Source organism: Streptomyces sp. PsTaAH-137, assembly GCF_003259365.1.
GTDB lineage: Bacteria > Actinomycetota > Actinomycetes > Streptomycetales > Streptomycetaceae > Streptomyces.
The window spans coordinates 51,540-69,492 of sequence record NZ_QLLY01000005.1; the positions used below are offsets into that span (position 1 = coordinate 51,540).

The 17,953-nt window shown below is 73.8% G+C and carries 14 protein-coding genes; 6 read left to right on the forward strand and 8 right to left on the reverse strand.

The window, feature by feature from the left end; all coding sequences use genetic code 11:
- Positions 1–15: 15 nt before the first annotated feature.
- Entirely contained in the window at positions 16–1,584 is a 1,569-nt protein-coding gene (locus K377_RS12105) for an SDR family oxidoreductase (RefSeq protein WP_111663285.1), read from the reverse strand.
- Positions 1,585–1,849: 265 nt separating this feature from the next.
- On the opposite strand from K377_RS12105, the gene K377_RS12110 reads away from it, so the two are divergent.
- Positions 1,850–2,953 carry a sialidase family protein gene (locus K377_RS12110; protein WP_161195176.1) on the forward strand — a complete coding sequence of 368 codons (1,104 nt, stop codon included), beginning with the start codon at positions 1,850–1,852 and terminating at the stop codon, positions 2,951–2,953.
- Between the two features lie 24 nt (positions 2,954–2,977).
- On the opposite strand, the gene K377_RS12115 is transcribed toward K377_RS12110, so the two are convergent.
- The gene (locus K377_RS12115) at positions 2,978–3,655 is read right to left on the reverse strand and encodes a uracil-DNA glycosylase (protein ID WP_111663287.1); all 678 of its coding nucleotides are present in this window, start codon (positions 3,653–3,655) and stop codon (positions 2,978–2,980) included.
- A gap of 215 nt (positions 3,656–3,870) precedes the next feature.
- On the opposite strand from K377_RS12115, the gene K377_RS12120 reads away from it, so the two are divergent.
- The 3 genes from K377_RS12120 to K377_RS12130 all read left to right on the forward strand — a co-directional run bounded on the left by K377_RS12120 (position 3,871) and on the right by K377_RS12130 (position 6,751).
- Positions 3,871–4,830, forward strand: coding sequence for an N-acetylglucosamine kinase (locus K377_RS12120; RefSeq protein ID WP_111663288.1), 960 nt, complete (start codon positions 3,871–3,873; stop codon positions 4,828–4,830).
- A gap of 174 nt (positions 4,831–5,004) precedes the next feature.
- A complete protein-coding gene (locus K377_RS12125; protein ID WP_111663289.1) occupies positions 5,005–5,943 on the forward strand; it encodes a sirohydrochlorin chelatase in 939 nt (312 codons plus the stop codon).
- A gap of 139 nt (positions 5,944–6,082) precedes the next feature.
- Positions 6,083–6,751, forward strand: coding sequence for a trans-aconitate 2-methyltransferase (locus K377_RS12130; RefSeq protein ID WP_237551966.1), 669 nt, complete (start codon positions 6,083–6,085; stop codon positions 6,749–6,751).
- On the opposite strand, the gene K377_RS12135 is transcribed toward K377_RS12130, so the two are convergent.
- From K377_RS12135 to K377_RS12155, 5 genes are all read right to left on the reverse strand, one after another.
- Positions 6,748–7,785, reverse strand: a complete 1,038-nt coding sequence (locus K377_RS12135) for a lactonase family protein (RefSeq protein ID WP_111663290.1) — start codon at positions 7,783–7,785, stop codon at positions 6,748–6,750. The genes K377_RS12130 and K377_RS12135 overlap by 4 nt on opposite strands.
- 56 nt (positions 7,786–7,841) lie before the next feature.
- Positions 7,842–9,053, reverse strand: a complete 1,212-nt coding sequence (locus K377_RS12140) for a nitric oxide synthase oxygenase (protein WP_111663700.1) — start codon at positions 9,051–9,053, stop codon at positions 7,842–7,844.
- 153 nt (positions 9,054–9,206) lie between these two features.
- Complete coding sequence (locus tag K377_RS12145) at positions 9,207–10,706, reverse strand: FUSC family protein (RefSeq protein WP_111663291.1); 1,500 nt, start codon at positions 10,704–10,706, stop codon at positions 9,207–9,209.
- A gap of 211 nt (positions 10,707–10,917) precedes the next feature.
- Entirely contained in the window at positions 10,918–11,589 is a 672-nt protein-coding gene (locus K377_RS12150) for a response regulator transcription factor (RefSeq protein WP_111663292.1), read from the reverse strand.
- Positions 11,564–12,730 carry a sensor histidine kinase gene (locus K377_RS12155; RefSeq protein ID WP_111663293.1) on the reverse strand — a complete coding sequence of 389 codons (1,167 nt, stop codon included), beginning with the start codon at positions 12,728–12,730 and terminating at the stop codon, positions 11,564–11,566. The genes K377_RS12150 and K377_RS12155 overlap by 26 nt, the downstream gene beginning before the upstream one ends.
- Positions 12,731–12,965: 235 nt before the next feature.
- On the opposite strand from K377_RS12155, the gene K377_RS12160 reads away from it, so the two are divergent.
- Together K377_RS12160 and K377_RS12165 are read left to right on the forward strand one after the other, a co-directional pair.
- Positions 12,966–15,152 carry an MMPL family transporter gene (locus K377_RS12160; protein ID WP_111663294.1) on the forward strand — a complete coding sequence of 729 codons (2,187 nt, stop codon included), beginning with the start codon at positions 12,966–12,968 and terminating at the stop codon, positions 15,150–15,152.
- A gap of 133 nt (positions 15,153–15,285) precedes the next feature.
- Complete coding sequence (locus tag K377_RS12165; protein WP_111663295.1) at positions 15,286–16,836, forward strand: DUF4832 domain-containing protein; 1,551 nt, start codon at positions 15,286–15,288, stop codon at positions 16,834–16,836.
- Positions 16,837–16,859: 23 nt separating this feature from the next.
- Here the strand turns inward: K377_RS12165 and K377_RS12170 are convergent, their stop codons facing one another.
- Entirely contained in the window at positions 16,860–17,909 is a 1,050-nt protein-coding gene (locus K377_RS12170; protein WP_111663296.1) for an aldo/keto reductase, read from the reverse strand.
- Positions 17,910–17,953 lie beyond the last annotated feature (44 nt).

A 17,953-nucleotide genomic window follows, 5' to 3' on the forward strand; every position in this document is an offset into this window, starting at 1 on the left:
CAGCCGAACCCGCGCTCAGCCGGTCCCTGGGGCCTCGCTCCCGCCGTGCTCCGCTTCGGCCGTGAGACGTTCCGCGGCCTTGGTGATGTTGTACGTCATGCCCCCGAAGACGATGGCGTGGAAGGGGGCCACACTCCACCAGTACGCCTGTCCGCCCAGGCCGTGCGGATGGAACAGCGCGCGCTGGAGCAGCACCGTCCGCCCCTCGCGGTCGTGGCCGACGCGGAACTCCAGCCAGGCCAGTCCCGGCAGCAGCATCTCGGCGCGCAGCCGCAGGCTCGTGCCGCGCTGGATCTCCTCCACCCGCCAGAAGTCGACGACGTCACCGAGGCGCAGCCGGGTGGCGTCCCGGCGTCCCCGGCGCAGTCCCACACCGCCCACCAGCCGGTCGATCCAGCCGCGCACGGACCAGCCGAGGCCGAAGGAGTACCAGCCGTGCTCGCCTCCGATGCCCTCGATCACCGTCCACAGCGCCTCCGGGGTCGCTTCGGTGCGGCGGGCCCTGCGGTCGGTGTAGAGGCTGCCGCCGGCCCAGTCGGGGTCGGTGGGCAGCGGATCGCTCGGCACCCCGGGCACGGCCGCGGCGGACCAGTGCGTGCTGACCTGGGCCTCCTTCACCTGGCGCAGCGCGAGCCGCAGCGCCTCGTCGAAGGGGATCGGGGTGCCGGGCGGATCGGGCACGTACCGCGCGATGTCGTGCTCCCCGCAGACGACCTCGTGCCGCAGTGACTCGGCGAGCGGCCGCGCGATGCCCCGCGGGACCGGGGTGATCAGGCCGATCCAGTGGCTCGACAGGCCGGGGGTGAGCATCGGCACCGAGAGGATCATGCGGTGGGGCAGGTCCGCCACGCGCGCGTACCGCTGCATCATGTCGCGGTAGTTCATGACCTCGGGTCCGCCGACGTCGAACACCCGGGACACGTCGGCGGGCAGGTCCGCGCAGCCGACGAGGTAGCGCAGCACGTCGGCGACCGCGATCGGCTGGATGCGGGTGCGCACCCAGCGGGGGGTGACCATGACGGGCAGGCGTTCGGTGAGGTAGCGCAGCATCTCGAACGACGCGGAGCCCGAGCCGATGATGACGGCGGCGCGGAGCACGGCGGTGGGCACCCCGGAGCTCAGCAGGATGCGGCCGACCTCGCTGCGGGAGCGCAGGTGGGGCGAGAGTTCGGGCTCGGGGACGTCGCTGGGCGTCAGGCCGCCCAGGTAGACGATCCGGCCGACGCCCTGCTCCGCGGCGGCGTCGGCGAAGATGTGCGCGGCGCGTCGGTCGGTCTCCTCGAAGTCGTCGCCGCTGCCCATGCCGTGCACGAGGTAGTAGGCGATCTCGACGCCCTCCAGGGCGGCGGTCACGGACGGCGGGTCCAGGACGTCACCGCGGACGATCTCGACCTGGCCGGCCCAGTCGAAGTCGCGCAGCTTCTCCGGCGTCCGTGCCAGACACCGGACGCGGAAGCCCTTCGCCAGCAGTTCCGGGACGAGTCGGCCGCCCACATAGCCGCTCGCGCCGGTCACGAGGCAGAGCCGCCCGCCGCCCACCGGAGACTGTTCGGGCGCTGACCGTTCATCGGGGGAAGAACTCATGATCGGACACGTACCCCGCACAGCGGCGGGCGTGCGCCGCTATCCGGGTACGCCGACCTTCGGGGGCCGGACGGCGCCCACAATCGACGGGACGGCCACTGGTCCGGTTCGGGAGGCTGATGCCCGGCTTCGGGGTCCCGTTGTCGTGGCCGCGCTCCGGGACAGGCCGCTTGACCTGCGGCGATCGGCTCCGGGCGGCCGTTGTCAGTGGTGGGGTGCAGACTGGCGGACACCTGGAGACAACGGCGTTTCGGAGGTGTTCGGCATGACTGACGTGCTGCTCGCTGTGGGGACACGCAAGGGGCTTTTCCTGGGGCGGTCGAGCGGGCCGGCCGGGGCGTCCCGCGCGTCCTGGACGTTCGACGAGAGCCCGTATTTCAACGCGCAGGCGGTGTACTCCGTCGCCATCGACGCCAGGGGCCCGACACCGAGGCTCCTCGCGGGCGGGGACAGTGCGCACTGGGGGCCGTCCGTGTTCCACTCCGACGACCTCGGCAGGACCTGGACCGAGCCGTCCGCGCCGGCGGTCAAGTTCCCGCAGGACACCGGGACTTCGCTGGAGCGGGTGTGGCAGCTGCACCCGGCGGCGGCCGAGCCGGACGTGGTGTACGCGGGCACCGAACCGGCCGCGCTGTACCGGTCGGAGGACCGCGGCACCACGTTCGAGCTGTGCCGCCCGCTGTGGGAGCACCCGACGCGGGGCCGGTGGGTGCCGGGAGGAGGCGGCGAGGGGCTGCACACCGTGCTGACCGACGCCCGTGACCCGCGGGCGCTGACGGTGGCGGTGTCCACGGCCGGGGTGTTCCGCTCGGCGGACGGCGGCGGCAGCTGGGAGCCGGCGAACTCGGGGGTGTCCGCCGTGTTCCTGCCGGACCCGAACCCGGAGTTCGGGCAGTGCGTGCACAAGGTGGCGCGGGACGCCGCCGACCCGGACCGGCTGTATCTGCAGAACCACTGGGGCGTGTACCGCAGCGACGACGCGGGCGGTCACTGGACGGACATCGGGGACGGCCTGCCGTCGACGTTCGGGTTCGCCATGGCCGCCCACCCGCACCGCGCCGACACCGCCTACACCTTCCCGATCACCGCGGACGCGGACCGGGTCCCCGCCGACCGCCGCTGCCGCGTCTTCCGCACCCAGGACGCCGGCAAGAGCTGGGAGCCGCTGACCCGGGGGCTGCCGACGGGCGACCACTACGGCGTGGTGCTCCGGGATGCGCTGTGCACGGACGACGCGGACCCGGCGGGCGTCTACTTCGGAAACCGGAACGGGGAGGTGTACGCCTCCGCCGACGACGGCGACAGCTGGCGGCAGCTGACCTCTCATCTGCCGGACGTGCTGTGCGTGCGGGCGGCGGTGGTGGGCTGATCGCGGGGGGGGCGCCCCCGGTGGTCACGGCAGGCGCCAGTCCACCGGTTCCATGCCGTGGCTCTGGAGCAGTTCGTTGGCCCGGCTGAAGGGGCGTGAGCCGAAGAAGCCGCGGTCCGCCGACATCGGGGACGGGTGCGCCGACTCGATCGCCGGGAGATCGCCGAGCAGCGGGCGGAGGTTGCGCGCGTCGCGGCCCCACAGGATCGACACCATCGGCTTGTCACGGGCCACCAGAGCGCGGATCGCCTGCTCGGTGACCTCCTCCCAGCCCTTGCCGCGGTGGGCGGCGGGCTTTCCGGGGGCCGTGGTGAGCGCGCGGTTCAGCAGCAGGACGCCCTGGCGCGTCCACGGCGTCAGGTCGCCGTTGGACGGGCGGGGCAGGCCCAGGTCGGAGTGCATCTCGCGGAAGATGTTCTCCAGACTGCCCGGCAGCCTGCGCACCTCGGGCGCCACGGCGAAGCTCAGCCCGATGGCCATCCCCGGTGTGGGGTAGGGGTCCTGACCGACGATCAGGACCCGGACGTCGTCCAGGGGTTGCTGGAACGCGCGCAGGACGTTCGGACCGGCGGGGAGGTACGTCCGGCCCGCCGCGATCTCGGCCCGGAGGAACTCCCCCATCGCCGTGATGCGTCCGGCCACGGGCTCGAGGGCCTGCGCCCAGCCGGTTTCGACAAGTTCATGCAACGGTCGTGGTGCCACAGTCCGTCACCCTACTGGTCCACACGGACAGCCACGGCGCTCGGGGGCCATGGGTGTACGACCCCGCCACAGGGGCGAGCGGCCTCGGCGCTACCCTTCCTCGTGTCCGAGGTCACCGAGCCGGTCCCGCACCTCACGCGGCCGGCCCTCACGAAGGCGGGGAGCCCGTTGCGTCCGGCGATCAAGCCACTCCGCCCCAGCGGCCGGAGGCTGCCGTGAGCGGCGCCCTCGTACTCGGCGTCGACTCGGGCGGTTCGGGGCTGCGGGTCGCGCTCGCCCGCGCCGACCGCACGGCCGAGGCCGCCACGGCCGTGTCCCGTACGCCGGTACGCACCTCCGCGGCCGGGATCGACGCGGCCGACATGATGGACCAACTCCTGCCGTTGGTCCGGTCGTTGCTCCCCGAACCGGGCACCCCGGTGGACGCGGTGGCCGTGGGCGCCGCCGGGATGGCGACGCTCGGCGACGATCTGCGGGCCGCGCTGCCGGACGCGATGAAGCGTGAACTGGGCGTCGGCCGGATCGCGTTGGCCGGCGACGCCGTGACCGCGTATGCGGGAGCGCTCGGCCAGCGGCCCGGGGCGGTCGTCGCCGCGGGCACCGGCATGATCGCGCTCGGCAGCGATCTCACCGGCTGGCGTCGGGCCGACGGCTGGGGGCATCTGCTCGGCGACTGCGGCGGCGGCGCCTGGATCGGCGCGGCCGGGCTCGACGCGGCGCTGCGGGCGTTCGACGGCCGGCGCGGCGGCAGCGCCGCGCTGCTCGCGCTCGCCGAGGAGCGGTTCGGGCCGGCCGGCGAGCTGCCCGGCCGGATCTATCCGCGGACGGACCGGGCGGCGGCACTGGCCTCCTTCGCGCCCGACGTGGCGCGGTGCGCGACGGACGGCGACCCGGTCGCCGTCGACGTGCTGCGCCGGGCGGCCCGGCACATCGCCGAGTCGGCGGCCGCGGTGTGCCCGGCGGACGGCGGGGACGTCGCCCTCACCGGGGGTCTGTTCAGGATGGGCGAGCCGCTGCTCGCCCCGCTGCGCGCCGAGATCGCGGAGCAACTGCCCGGGGCCACCCTGGCGTCCGCCGCCGGTGACCCGCTGCACGGCTCCCTGGTGATCGCCGCGGCCCTCGCCACGGACGGGCTGCGACTGCCTCGCGACGGCCGACTGCTGGCGGTGGTCTAGAGGGCCGCGGGGGGTGTCGAAGTCGCCCGGGGTTGACGGTGAACCCCGTGGACCAGGGCACTTGAACCATCAGCAACCGCCCATCCGTAACTGAACGGACAATCAAGGACGGATACCGCTCAGCTGGGCCCTGACCGAACATCGGGGCCTGTCGAGCCAGTAGCATGCGGCGCCATGAGCTCCCCCCAAGGGCCTGCTTCCGGCCTGCCTGTACGAATGCCGCGACCCCGACAGCCCGGACGGCACCGCCGCCCGGAACCCGTGGCCGCCCCCGAGGGCGCACCGTCCCTCGTTCTCGCGGTGCCGGGCACGCCCAGCGCCGCGACGCGCATGCTCGCCGACGAGGTCGTGAGCATCGCCCGCTCCGAGCTGCCCGGCCTGGACGCGCGGGTCGCTTTCGTGGAGGGTGAAGTCACCGACTTCCCGGTCTCCGCCGAGTTCCCCTCCCTCGCGTCCGTGCTCGCGCACGCCGCGAAGGAGCGCAGCAGCCGTTACGAGCAGGCGCTCGCCGCCGGGGCCGAGGGCATCAAGGAGCCCGAGGGCCCCGTCGCCGTCGTCGTGCCGCTGCTCGCCGGGCCGGACAACGCGCAGGTCCGGCAGATCCGCCAGGGCATCGCCGACAGCCGGGTCGCCGCCGAGCTGACCGATGTGCTGGGCCCGCACCCGCTGCTCGCCGAGGGGCTGCACGTGCGGCTGTCGGAGGCCGGGCTCGCCCGCGCCGACCGTGCCCGGCTGTTCACCGTGGCCACGGCCGCCGACGGGATCATCCTCGCGACGGTCGGCGGCGAGGAGGCCGTGCAGGCCGCCGGGATCACCGGCATGCTCCTCGCCGCGCGGCTCGCCGTGCCGGTGATGGCCGCCGCGCTCGACGCCGAGGGGTCGGTCGCCGCGATCGCCGAGCAGTTGCGCGGGTCCGGGTCGCAGCAGTTGGCGCTGTCGCCGTATCTGATCGGGCCCGAGCTGGACCCGTCGGTGCTGGAGGCTGCCGCCAAGGATGCCGGGTGTGCTGCCGCGGAGCCGTTGGGGGCGTATCCGGCGATGGGGAAGCTGGCGCTGGCCAAGTACACCGCCGCGCTGGGGATCACGCCTCAGCCGGTTGCCTCCGGCGGCTGACCGGAGCTTTCGTGCGGGGCTCGGGCTTGGCTCGGGCCCCGTTTCGTTGTTTCGGCTCGCCCTTCGGGCTCGATCGTCGCCCTTCGGGCTCGTCCTCAATCGCCGGACGGGCTTCAAGCACGTCGGTACCGTCGTGGACATGACCCATGACGACTCAGCGCTCATGGCAGAGCAAATGGCCTACTACCGTGCCCGCGCACCCGAGTACGACATTCCGTACGCGACCCGGGCCGACCTTCGGGAGTTACTGGCCGGGATCGACGGGTTGCCCATTCGAGGGGAGGTGCTGGAGCTGGCCTGCGGGACCGGGCAGTGGACCGCGCTGCTCGCCGAGCGGGCCGTGTCCGTCACGGCTGTCGACGCGTCGGCGGAGACGCTGGCCATCGCCCGGGAGCGGGTCGGCGGGGCCGGCGTGGAGTTCGTGCAGGCCGATCTGTTCGCGTGGGAGCCGCCGCGGCGCTACGACACCGTTTTCTTCGGGTTCTGGCTGTCCCATGTGCTTCCCGAGCGGTTCCCGGAGTTCTGGCGGTCCGTCGGGGAGTCGCTCGCGCCCGGCGGGCGGGTCGTCTTCGTCGACGACGCGCCGTCCGAGGCGGCGCACGAGGAGTTCGTGGCCGACGGGTCCGGGCACGCGGCCCTGCGGCGGCTGCGGGACGGCAGCGCGTACCGCATCGTGAAGGTGTTCCGCGGGCCCGGGGAGCTGACCGACCAACTCGCCGCGCTCGGCTGGTCCGTCGAGGTCCGGCCCGCCGCGGGGAGCTTCCTCACGGGCGTCGCCGAGCCGCCGGACGCGCGGGACAGGCCCTAGCCGAACACCACGCACGACGCGGCCTGCACCCGCACCGAGCCGCCGCGTACCGGCACGCCCGTCTCCGGGGCCACGGTGAACCAGGTGACGTCGCCGGAGCGTTCGTTGGCCGCGTAGAGGAAGCGGCCCGAGGGATCGATGGCGAGGTCGCGGGGCCAGTGGCCGCCGCTGGGAACCGTGGTGAGGAGCGTGGCGCTCTCGCCCGTCGCGTCCAGCGAGAAGACCGAGATGACGTCCTCGCCTCGCGTCGCCGTCCACAGGAAGCGGCCGTCGGGGGCCACGACGACCTCGGACGGGTAGGCATCCCCGTTGGTGTTGTCGCCGGGCAGGACGAGCAGTTCGGTGAGCGGCTTGAGGGAGCCGTCGGCGGCGTCCCAGCGGCAGACGGTGAGGGTGGGCGTGAGTTCGTTGAGCACGTACACGTACGCGCCGGAGGGGTGGAAGGCGAGGTGGCGGGGGCCCGAGCCGGGGCGCAGGGCCGTCTCGTGGTGGAGGGTGAGCCGGCCGTCGGTGAGCGCGCAGACGCGGACCGAGTCGGTGCCGAGGTCGACGCTGACGGCCCAGCGGCCGCTGGGGTCGGGCAGGACCTGGTGGGCGTGCGGGGCCTGCTGGCGCTGCGGGTGCGGGCCGGAACCGGTGTGGCGCAGCACGTCGCGCCCGGCCGCGTCCGGGATGCCGTCGGCGCGCAGCGGGAGCGAGGTCACGCTGCCGGAGTTGTAGTTGGCGGTGAGGACCCGGCCGTCGCGGACGGCGAGGTGGGTGGGGCCCGCGCCGTCCACCGGGACGGGCGGCGCGGCGAGCCGCACCGGGGTGGTGTCCGTGCGGAAGGCGGCGACGGCGCCCTCGTTGGTCTCGCTCACCGCGTACAGGAGACCGTCGGCGAGGGCGAGGTAGGAGGGGTCGGGCAGGGCGTCGGTGGCGTCGAGGACGGTCAGGGAGCCGTCCCTGGTGTTCAGCTCCGCCGTGACGATGCCGGGGCCGCCGGCCGCCGTGAACGACCCGATGTACGCCCGTGCTGCCTGACTGCCGCTCACTGCTTCCCCTTTCGGCCGCGGGCCCGGTGCCCGTGCGGCCGACGGTAGCAGTCGGTCTAGACCAGGTCGCGGCGCGGAGGGCGGTGTTGGGCCGGGACCGGGTCCTCGCCGCGGGCCCGTGCGTGGGCCTCGGGATGGTGGACGTACGCGGGTGTGCACCGCACGTCGTCGTAGGTCCGGTGGAAGACGGGGGTGGCCGAGCCGGAGAGGGGCGGGACGATCCACGACCAGTCGGCGCCGACGGTGCGGCCGTGCGACTCCTCGCGTTCGAGGTGGGTGAGGAAGCGGACGGACTCGGTGTGGTGGTCGGTGATGGTGACGCCCGCGCGGTCGAAGGAGTGCAGGACCGAGCGGTTGAGTTCGACGAGCGCGCGGTCCTTCCACAGTGAGCGGTCGGTCGCGGTGTCGAGGCCGAGCCGGTGGGCGAGAAGGGGCAGCAGGTTGTAGCGGTCGGTGTCGGCGAGGTTGCGGGCGCCGATCTCCGTACCCATGTACCAGCCGTTGAAGGGCGCGGCGCCGTAGCAGATGCCGCCGATCTCCAGGCACATGCCGGCGAGCGCGGGGACCGCGTACCAGCGCAGGCCGAGCCCCGCCCACCAGGTGAACTCCGGGTGCTCCAGGGGGACTTCGAGGATCGCGTCGCCAGGGAGGGGGAAGAGGCGGGGTCTGCGGTGCGGGGCCTCCTGGACGACGAGGGGCAGCACGTCGAAGGCGGTGCCCGCGCCGCGCCAGCCGAGCTGCCGTGCGTACGCGGTGAGGCCCGCGGCGCGCGGGTCGCCGATGACGTGGCCGTCGCGCTGGACGTGTCCGGCGTAGCGGATGAGCTGGTCGTTCCAGATGCGCGGGCCGGGGCGGCCGGGCCGGTCGGGGGCGAAGACGGTGATGAGGGGGCGGATACGGCCGCCGGGTGCGGCCTGCCGCAAGTGGTCGGCGCAGGCCGCGGCGATCGCCTCGGCGGAGTCGAGGTGGCGCAGGTCGCGGACGCGCAGGGAGCGCCAGTAGAGGCGGCCTATGCAGCGGTTGGCGTTGCGCCAGGCGAGCCGGGCGCCGTGTTCGAGTTCGCGCGGGGTGTGCGTGTAGGTGCCCGTGGCCGCGAGTTCCGCCTCGGCCTCGGCGATGCGGCGGGCCGGGTCGCCGAGGCCTTCCTCGGCGTGGTGCTGCCGGATGAACGCGGCGGCGGCCCGCCCGGTGTCGGTCGTCGGGGCCCGGCGGGCGGCGTGGCGCGCACGGTCGTGGGGGCCGCGGGCCGCGGCGAGCCAGCCCTCCACGTCCTGGAACGGTTCGTCGCTGCGCAGGTTGCTCGGCAAGGCGCACCCCCTGAGGTTCGGCCGATGCGAGACAACCACACCGCGGGCCCGGCGGGCGGGCGGTCACGCACGTACGGGGAGCGTGCGGAACTGTTCGACGGCGCGCGGCCGCGACTACGCGCCCACGGTGGCGCGCCCGGCCCGGCGCAGTGGTACCGCGAGGTCGACGAGGGCCCGCTCCAGGGCGTGCAGGTGGGCGAGAACGGGAAGCTCGGCGTCGGCGGTGTGCGGCGCGGCCACGACGGCGTGCGGCTGCCGGGCGGGGGCGGTGAGCGCCTCGACCGCGCTCTCCACGCGGGCGCAGGCGGCGGCGAGCCGGGCGTCGTGCGAGGCCTCCGGGTCGGCGGCGACCGAGGCCAGGCCGCGTACCTCGTGGGCGCACGCGTCGAGCAGGGCCAGTACCTGCCGGGCCCGGCCCTTGCGGCGGCGCAGCGGGCTGAGCGGGTGCACGAGCGGGGCGAGGGAGAGTCGGACGCGGCCGAGGACGGCCTCCAGTTCGGCCACCCGGGGCGCCGGGTCGGCGTCGTGTCCCGCGAGCCGGGCGGCCGCCTCGGCGGTGCAGGCGTGCACACAGCGCAGCGCCCGTTCGACCCAGGCCTCGGTGACGGAGTGCGTGGTCACCGGCAGCACCAGCACGACGGCGAGGGCCGCGCCCAGGGCGCCGACCGCCGTCTCGGCGACGCGCAGCGCGAGCAGGGCCGGGTCGAGGACGCCGAGCAGCCCGTAGAGCATGCTCGCCATCACGGTCACCGCGAGCATCATCCACGTGTAGGAGACGTGCGCGGTGTAGAAGATCCCGAAGACGCTGACGGCGATCACGGTGGCCGCGACGACCGGTACGTGGTGCAGCGGCACGGCGACGGCGAAGCCGAGGACGATCCCGAGGACCGTCCCGAGGAACCGGCGGAAGCCGCGCACCACCGTCTCGCCGCGCGAGGTCGTGGCGACGAACACCCACCAGGTGGCGCCGACGGCCCAGTACCAGCGCTGGTCCGACAGCAGCTGTCCCGCGGCGAGCGCGAAGCCCGCGCCCACGGTGGCCTGGACGGCCTGCCGCGTGGTGATCCGCAGCAGGCCGGTCCCGCCGGTGGGCGCGGCGACGGCGGCCGGGGCGGGCAGCCGCCGCTCGTAGCACCAGAGGCCGAACCGGACGGCGGCCGCCGCCCCGAGCGACAGGAGCACGGCCACGTACAGCTCGGGGAGCCGGGCGGGCACGATGTGCAGGAACTGGGCCGCGAAGAAGGTCATGAAACCGAAGACGCCCAACGAGTGGCCGCGAGGGCCCCAACGGCGGGCGTACACGCCCGCGCCCACGACGCCGAGGAACGCCAGGTCCCGGGCGAGGGGCAGGTCGTGCAGCAGGGCGGCGAGGGCGAGCACGGGCAGTCCGACGGCCGGGAGCAGCGCCGTGGTGACCGCCTGGCCGCGCACGGTCGGGTCGGTGACCGTGAACAGGGCGAGCAGGGCGGCGAGCCCCCCGGTGACGGCCCCCGGCAGCGAGTGTCCGACCGCCCCGCACAGCACGACGGCGAGCCCGATGCCCAGCACGGCCCGGCTCGCGAACCGCAGCCGGACGCGCCCCGGGTCCGGTGCCACGAACGCCCTCTTCAGCAAGTTGTCCCGCCCCTTTTCGATGCCGGTTCCGTACGCACATGAGAAAGGCGCCGCGGAGACCTCTCACAGGTCCGCAGCGCCATCGACGCGTCCATTGCAGCAGTTCAGTGGCTCATGGTTCAACAGAGGGCGAAAGTCCTGTACCAATGGCCCAGCGCGGGGATCGGGCCTTCGGCCGCGACCGGGCCAACGGTCCAGCTCCGGGCGGCGTTCAGTCCGTGAGCCAGCCGGGGCGCACCAGCCGGTACTCGTAGGCCATGACGACGACCTGGGACCGGTCCCGGGCGCCGAGTTTGGCCATGACGCGGCTGACGTGGGTCTTCGCGGTCAGCGGGGAGACGACCAGCCGTTCGGCGATCTCGGCGTTGGTGCAGCCGGCGGCGATGAGCCGGGTGACCTCCCGTTCGCGGCCGGTCAGGGCGTCGAGGCGGCGGTCGGGTTCCCGTGTGTGGTCCGGGCGGCCGGCGAACTCGGCGATGAGCCGCCGGGTGACGGAGGGGCTGATCAGCGCGTCGCCCCGCACGGCGACCCGGACCGCGTGCAGGAGTTCCGCCGGTTCGGTGTCCTTGACCAGGAACCCCGTGGCACCCGCGCGCAGCGCCCCGTACACGTACTCGTCGAGGTCGAAGGTGGTCAGCATGACCACCTTGACCGCCGCGAGGCGCGCGTCGTCGGCGATGCGGCGGGCGGCTTCGAGGCCGTCCATGACCGGCATGCGGATGTCCATCAGCACGACGTCGGGCAGCAGTTCGCGGCAGGCGGCGAGGGCGGCCTGTCCGTCGGCGGCCTCGCCGACCACCGCCAGGTCGTCCTCGTCGTCGAGGATGCCGCGGATGCCCGCGCGCACGAGGCGCTGGTCATCCGCCAGCAGGATCCTGATCATCAGCTGCTCCGCCGATCGGCTCGTGGTGGTCTGCGAACGGTAGCCGGGCCCGCACGCCGAACCCGCCCGCGTCCTCGGGCCCGGCGCTCAGCGTTCCGCCCAGGGCGCGGGCCCGCTCCGTCATGCCCGCGATCCCGCTGCCGGTCGTGCGGGCCCCGCCCCGGCCGTCGTCCACCACGGCGAGCGTCAGCTCCCGGTCGCCGTGGTGGACGCGGACGACGACGTGCCGGGCGCCGCTGTGCCGGACGGCGTTGGTGAGGGATTCCTGCACGATGCGGTAGGCGGCGAGGTCCACGGCGGTGGGCAGTGGGCGCGGGGTTCCCGCGCGCTCGACGCGCACGTCGAGGCCGGTCCCGGCCGCCGAGGTGACCAGGTCGTCGATCCCGGAGAGGCCCGGCGCGGGCGCGGTCGGCGCCTCCTCGTCGACCTGGCGCAGGACGCCGAGCGTCGCCCGCAGTTCCCGCAGGCCCTCCTTGCTGCCCTGCTTGATCGCCGTCAGCGCCTCCTCGGCCACGGCGGGGTCCTTCCGCATCCGGTGCAGCGCGGAGGACGCCTGGACGTGGATCATCGACATGTTGTGGCCGATCACGTCGTGCAGCTCACGGGCGATGCGCAGCCGCTCCCGCGTGGCGCGCAGCCGCGCCTCCTCCTCGGCGTACGCGACACGGCCGTGGCGCATCGCGCCCAGTGCGATCACGGCGATCAGCCAGCCGGTCAGCATGAAGAGCGCCGTGCCGTTCACGTCGCCGGTTCCGGCGAGGACGCCCGCGCCCACGCCGAGGACCATCACCGCGGCCAGGGCGACCGAGACCCGGACGCGGCCGCGCGCCGACAGGGCGTGGAGCACGGCGACCGGGATCACGACGAGGGGGCCGTCGACCGTGCTCAGCAGGTAGTAGAGGCCCGTGCCGAGGACGGTCCACCAGCCGACCGCCGACGGATGGCGGCGGCGCAGCGGCAGCGCCCCGCACACGGCCGCCGCCAGCAGCCAGGAGGCGATCACCGACGCGGTCGCGTCCCGGTCGGAGCCCAGGCGCTGTCCCTCGGCGATCCCCACGAGCACCAGCACGATCCCGGCGAGCGCCAGGTCGGCACGGGGGCCCGAGGGCAGGCGGAGGCGGGCGGGGTCCAGGTGGGGCATGGCTTCATTCTGCCTGCGGTCGAGCGCGCGACCGCACGGGATGTCCCGTTTTGCGCAGCAGTGCCTGCCAGGGGTGTACGTGATGTCGAGGTGCGTACATCCGCTGGTGTACGTCGTCGTGGGCCTCTCCCCCGGGCGGTGCAGAGCGGGTGTCCGCCGTGGGCCGATGCCCGCGCCCGGTGCCGCCCCGCAGGATCGAGGCGACTCGACTCCCGTACGACTCCAGGCAGGCACCATGTCTTCCCCTCGCGGCTCGGCCGCGCCTCCCGTCCCGGCTCCGCCCCACGGCGGCGCCTCCCCGGCTCCCGTCGGCCGGTTCGGCGCTCTCGCCGGGTGGGCCCAGCGGCATCGCTGGGCCGCCCTCGTGCTGTGGGTGGCCGTCGTGGCGGCCATCGCGCTGGGCTCGGCCGGCGCGGGCTCCGCCTACCGGAACGACTTCTCGCTGCCGGGCACCGATTCCCAGCGGGCCACCGACCTGTTCACGCGGCACGGCAGCGACCAGGCGGGCGACAGCGTCGAGATCGTCCTCAAGGACACCGCGGGTGTCAGGGGCGACCGGACACGGGTCGAGCCGATGCTGGCCGAGGTGCGGCAGCTCGCGGGGGTCGCCGAGGTGGGCGGTCCCTTCGACGACACCGCCGCCGTGTCGAAGGACGGCACGATCGCCTACGCCTCCGTCACGCTGGACGGCAAGACCGAGGAGGTCCCCAAGGAGGACGTCGCCCGGATCATCGACACGGCGCGGGGCATCGCCACCGGGCACCTCCAGGTCGAGGTGGGCGGTGAGGCCGCGCGCAACGCGGAGGACAGGGCGGGGCCCACGGCGGAACTCGCCGGGATCGTCGCCGCCCTGGTCATCCTGGTGCTGCTGTTCGGCTCGGTGCTGGCGGCGTCGCTGCCGCTGATCACCGCGCTGTTCGCCGTCGGCGGCGCCATCGGGCTGATCGCGCTGGCCTCGCACGTGTTCACCGTCGCCGACTTCACCCCGCCGATCCTGATGCTCGTCGGCCTCGGTGTCGGCGTCGACTACGCCCTGCTGATCTTCTACCGCTACCGGCAGGAGCTGCTGGCCGGTGCCGAGCCGGACGAGGCGGGCCGCAGGGCCCTCGACTCCGCCGGCCGTACGGTCTTCTTCGCCGGCTGCACCGTCATCGTCGCGCTGCTCGGCCTGGTCGCCCTCGGGCTGGGCTCGCTCCAGGGCATCGCCCTCGCGGTGGCCGTCACGGTCCTCATCACCATGGCGGCCTCCCTGGTGCTGCTGCCCGCGCTGCTCGCCCTGTTCGGCGGGCGCATCCGACGCCATGTGCTCGGGCAGCGGGCCACGGCCGACCGGAAGGGCCGGAGGGAAGGCGATCGCTGGCGCGCCATGGCGCGGGCCGTGCAGCGGCGCCCGCTCCCTACGCTCCTCGTCGGCCTGCTCGCCCTCCTGGCCCTGTCGGCACCGGCCCTCGGCATGCGGCTCGGCTTCGCCGACTCCGGGAACGACCCCGCTCAGACCACGTCCCGGCACGCGTACGACCTGCTCGCCGAGGGGTTCGGCCCCGGCTTCAACGGTCCGCTCGTCGTCCTGGTGAAGGGCGACGCGGACGCGGGCGAGACCGTGCGGGCGCGGATCGCCGCCACCGACGGTGTCGCCCAGGCCGGGCCCGCGATGGTCTCCGGGGACGGCGCGCTGTCCACCGTCCTCGTCCACCCGACGACCTCGCCCCAGGCCGAGGCGACCGTGGATCTCGTCCATCGCCTGCGGGACACGGTGGCCCCGCCCCTGGAGCGGGCGACCGGCGCGGAGATCCTGGTCGGCGGCGCCACGGCCGCCTCCCAGGACGTCTCCGAGACCCTCGCCGAGCGGCTGCCGCTGTTCATCGCGGTCGTCGTCGGCATGTCCTCGCTGCTGCTCCTGCTCGTCTTCCGGTCCCTCTGGATCCCCGTCAAGGCGGCGGTCCTGAACCTGCTGTCCATCTCGGCCGCGCTCGGCGTGATCACCCTGGTCTTCCAGCACGGCTGGTTCGGCGCGCAGCCGGGGCCGGTCGAGGCCTTCGTCCCCGCTCTGATCTTCGCGATCGTCTTCGGGCTGTCCATGGACTACGAGGTCTTCCTCGTCTCGCGCGTCCACGAGGAGTGGATCCGGACCGGGGACCATTCCCTTGCCGTGCGCGAAGGGCTCGCCTCGACCGGCAAGGTGATCACGGCCGCCGCGGCGATCATGATGTTCGTCTTCGGGGCCTTCGTCCTCGGCGACGACCGGATGCTCCAGCAGTTCGGTCTCGGCCTGGCCGTGGCGATCCTGCTCGACGCCGTGGTGATCCGCTGTCTGATCGTCCCCGCCGCCCTGCATCTGCTCGGTACGCGCGCGTGGTGGCTGCCCGCACGGCTGGCCCGCAGGCTGCCGGAGGTGTCCCTGGAACGGCCCGGGCACCGCTGACGGCACCCTCGGGACGGGGCGCCCATGTGCGACTTGTGTGCGGTCGACTATCCGCTCTTGTCCCGCACATCGCGTCGGGCCGAGTCTTCGGTGCGACAAGGCACGTACGCGCCTTCACCAAGGGAGTAGACGTATGTCCCCTTCATCTTCACGACGGTTCAGCCGCCGGAGCGCACTGGGGCTGGGGCTTGCGGCGGGGGCCTCCGCCCTCACCGTGCCGACGGCGAGCGCGCGGGCCGGCGCGGGGCACGGGCACCACGGGGCGGCCCTGGCGGCGAAGTCGTTCACCGCCGACACCACGACCGTGCTGCGCAACCCGCTGAACGGTTTCGTGCTCTACGGCGACACGACGTTCCCGGACGACTTCTGGTCGGTCCGGGACGCCATCGGCGTGCCCGGCGTGGGCGACGTCCGCGCCTCCGACTACGCGTCGACCTTCTATCTGCGGATCGCGTGGTCGCTCCTGGAGCCCGAGGAGGGCGTCTACGGCTGGGACACCGACGACAGGATCAAGGCGGCGCTGGCCACGGCCCGCGAGCGCGGGCTGAAGCTGGCGTTCCGGGTCGTCGTCGACAGCCGCGACAAGGCGTACGACTTCACACCCGCCTTCGTCCGGGAGGCCGGGGCCGCCGGCTACGAGTCGCAGTCGGGCAGCAGGACGCTGTGGTCCCCGTACCCGGACGACCCGGTGTTCCAGGAGAAGTTCGGCGCGTTCGTGCGGGCCTTCGGCGCCGAGTTCGACGATCCGGAGCGGGTCGATTTCGTCGACGGCTACGGGCTCGGCAAGTGGGGCGAGGGGCACTCCCTGAAGTATCTCGACGCCGCGAGCCGGGAACCGGTGCTGCGCTGGGTGGTGGACCTGTACGCGGACGCGTTCCGCAAGGTGCCGCTCGCCATCAACTACCACCGCCTGATCGGCACCCCGTCGGACTGGGGCGCGCCCGACCCGGACAGCGAGCGGCTGCTCGACATAGCCGTGGACAAGGGGTTCTCGCTGCGTCACGACGCGTTCGGCATGACCACCTATTACGGCGACTGGGAGCGCGCGTACGCGGCGAAGTGGCGCTACAAGCGGCCGATCCTGATGGAGGGCGGCTGGGTCACCACGCAGCACAGCTATCAGGACGACCCGCGCGGCTACCAGAGCGTGGGTGACGTGCGGCAGGGCGAGTTCGACGACTCGGCCGAAGGGCACGTGAGCAATCTGGACCTCCGGGTCGGCGAGACCGTGTCGTGGTTCACCGAGGCGTTCGGCCTGGTCCGGCGGACCGTCGCCGAGGCCGGCTACCGGCTGCTGCCGACGTCCGTGACGGCCCCGGCGACGGCCACGACGGGCGGCTCGGCCCGGATCGACCACACGTGGGCCAACCTGGGCTGGGCGAACCTGCCCAACGACCTGCCGCAGTGGAGGCACAAGTACCGTCCCGCCGTGGCCCTGTTGACCGCGGACGGCCGGGCCGCGCACGTCTTCGTCGACACCGCGACGGACCCGGGGTCCTGGCTGAAGGACGCCCCGGCCGCGCACAGTTTCACGGCTTCGCTCGCCTCCGTGGCCAAGGGCGCCTACCGGTGGGGCGTCGCGCTCGTCGACACCACGCGGGGCAACGCCCCGGGCATCCGCCTGGCGGCGCAGGAGGAGACGGTGGGCGGCTGGCTGGTCGTCGGCAGGGTCACCGTCACCTGACCCGAACCCCTCGCCGGGCGCCGTCAGAGGTTGGCGTAGCCCGCGATGCTCGCCTTGATGCGGTCCATCTCGCGCTCGTCGGACACGCCCTGGAAGTCGTACCGGGGCGTGTACGGCGCCTCCAGACGGCGGGCCTCCTCGTCGGTGAGGGTGAGGTCGAGCGAGGCCACCGCGTCGTCGATCTGCTGGATCGTGCGGGCGCCGACCAGGGGCGCCGCGACGACCGGGTTGCGGCGCAGCCAGGCCAGCGCGATCTGGGCGCGGCTCACGCCGTGCGCCTCGGCGATCGCCCCGACCTCGTCGACGATGAGGCGGTCGCTGTCGGCGGTGGCCCGGTAGAGCAGGTCGGCGAAGGCTCCGTCGGTGGCGGCGCGCTCCCCCGCCCGCGCCTGGTCGAAGGGGCGGGCGAGCCGGCCGCGGGCCAGCGGGCTCCACACCATCGTGGCGACGCCCTCGTCGGCGCAGAGCGGCAGCATCTCGCGCTCCTCCTCGCGGGCGAGCAGGTTGTAGTGGTCCTGCATGGTGACGAAGCGCGCCCAGCCGTGCCGCTCCTGGAGGTGGAGGGCCTTGGCGAACTGCCAGGCGTACATGGAGGAGGCGCCGAGATAGCGGGCCTTGCCCGCCTTCACCACGTCGTGCAGGGCTTCCAGCGTCTCCTCCAGCGGGGTCGCGCCGTCGAAGCGGTGGATCATGTAGACGTCGACGTGGTCGGTGCCCAGGCGGCGCAGGCTGGCGTCGATCTCGGACATGATCGCCTTGCGGGACAGCCCGCCGCCGTTCGGGCTGCCGGGGCGCATGGTGTGGCGGACCTTGGTCGTGATGACGACGTCGTCGCGGTTCGCGTAGTCCTTCAGGGCGCGGCCCAGGATCTCCTCGCTGGAGCCGTACGAGTACATGTTGGCGGTGTCGAAGAAGTTGATGCCCGCTTCCAGGGCGTGCTTGATGAGGGGGCGGCTGCTCTCCTCGTCGAGGGACCAGACGGGGTGGCCGCGGTCGGGCTGTCCGTAGGTCATGGCACCGATGGCGACCGGGGAGACGTCCAGGCCGGTCCGGCCCAGCTTGATGTAGCGCACGGGGGCTCCTAGGGTGGAACGAACAGTAAACGGAGATGTCTCCG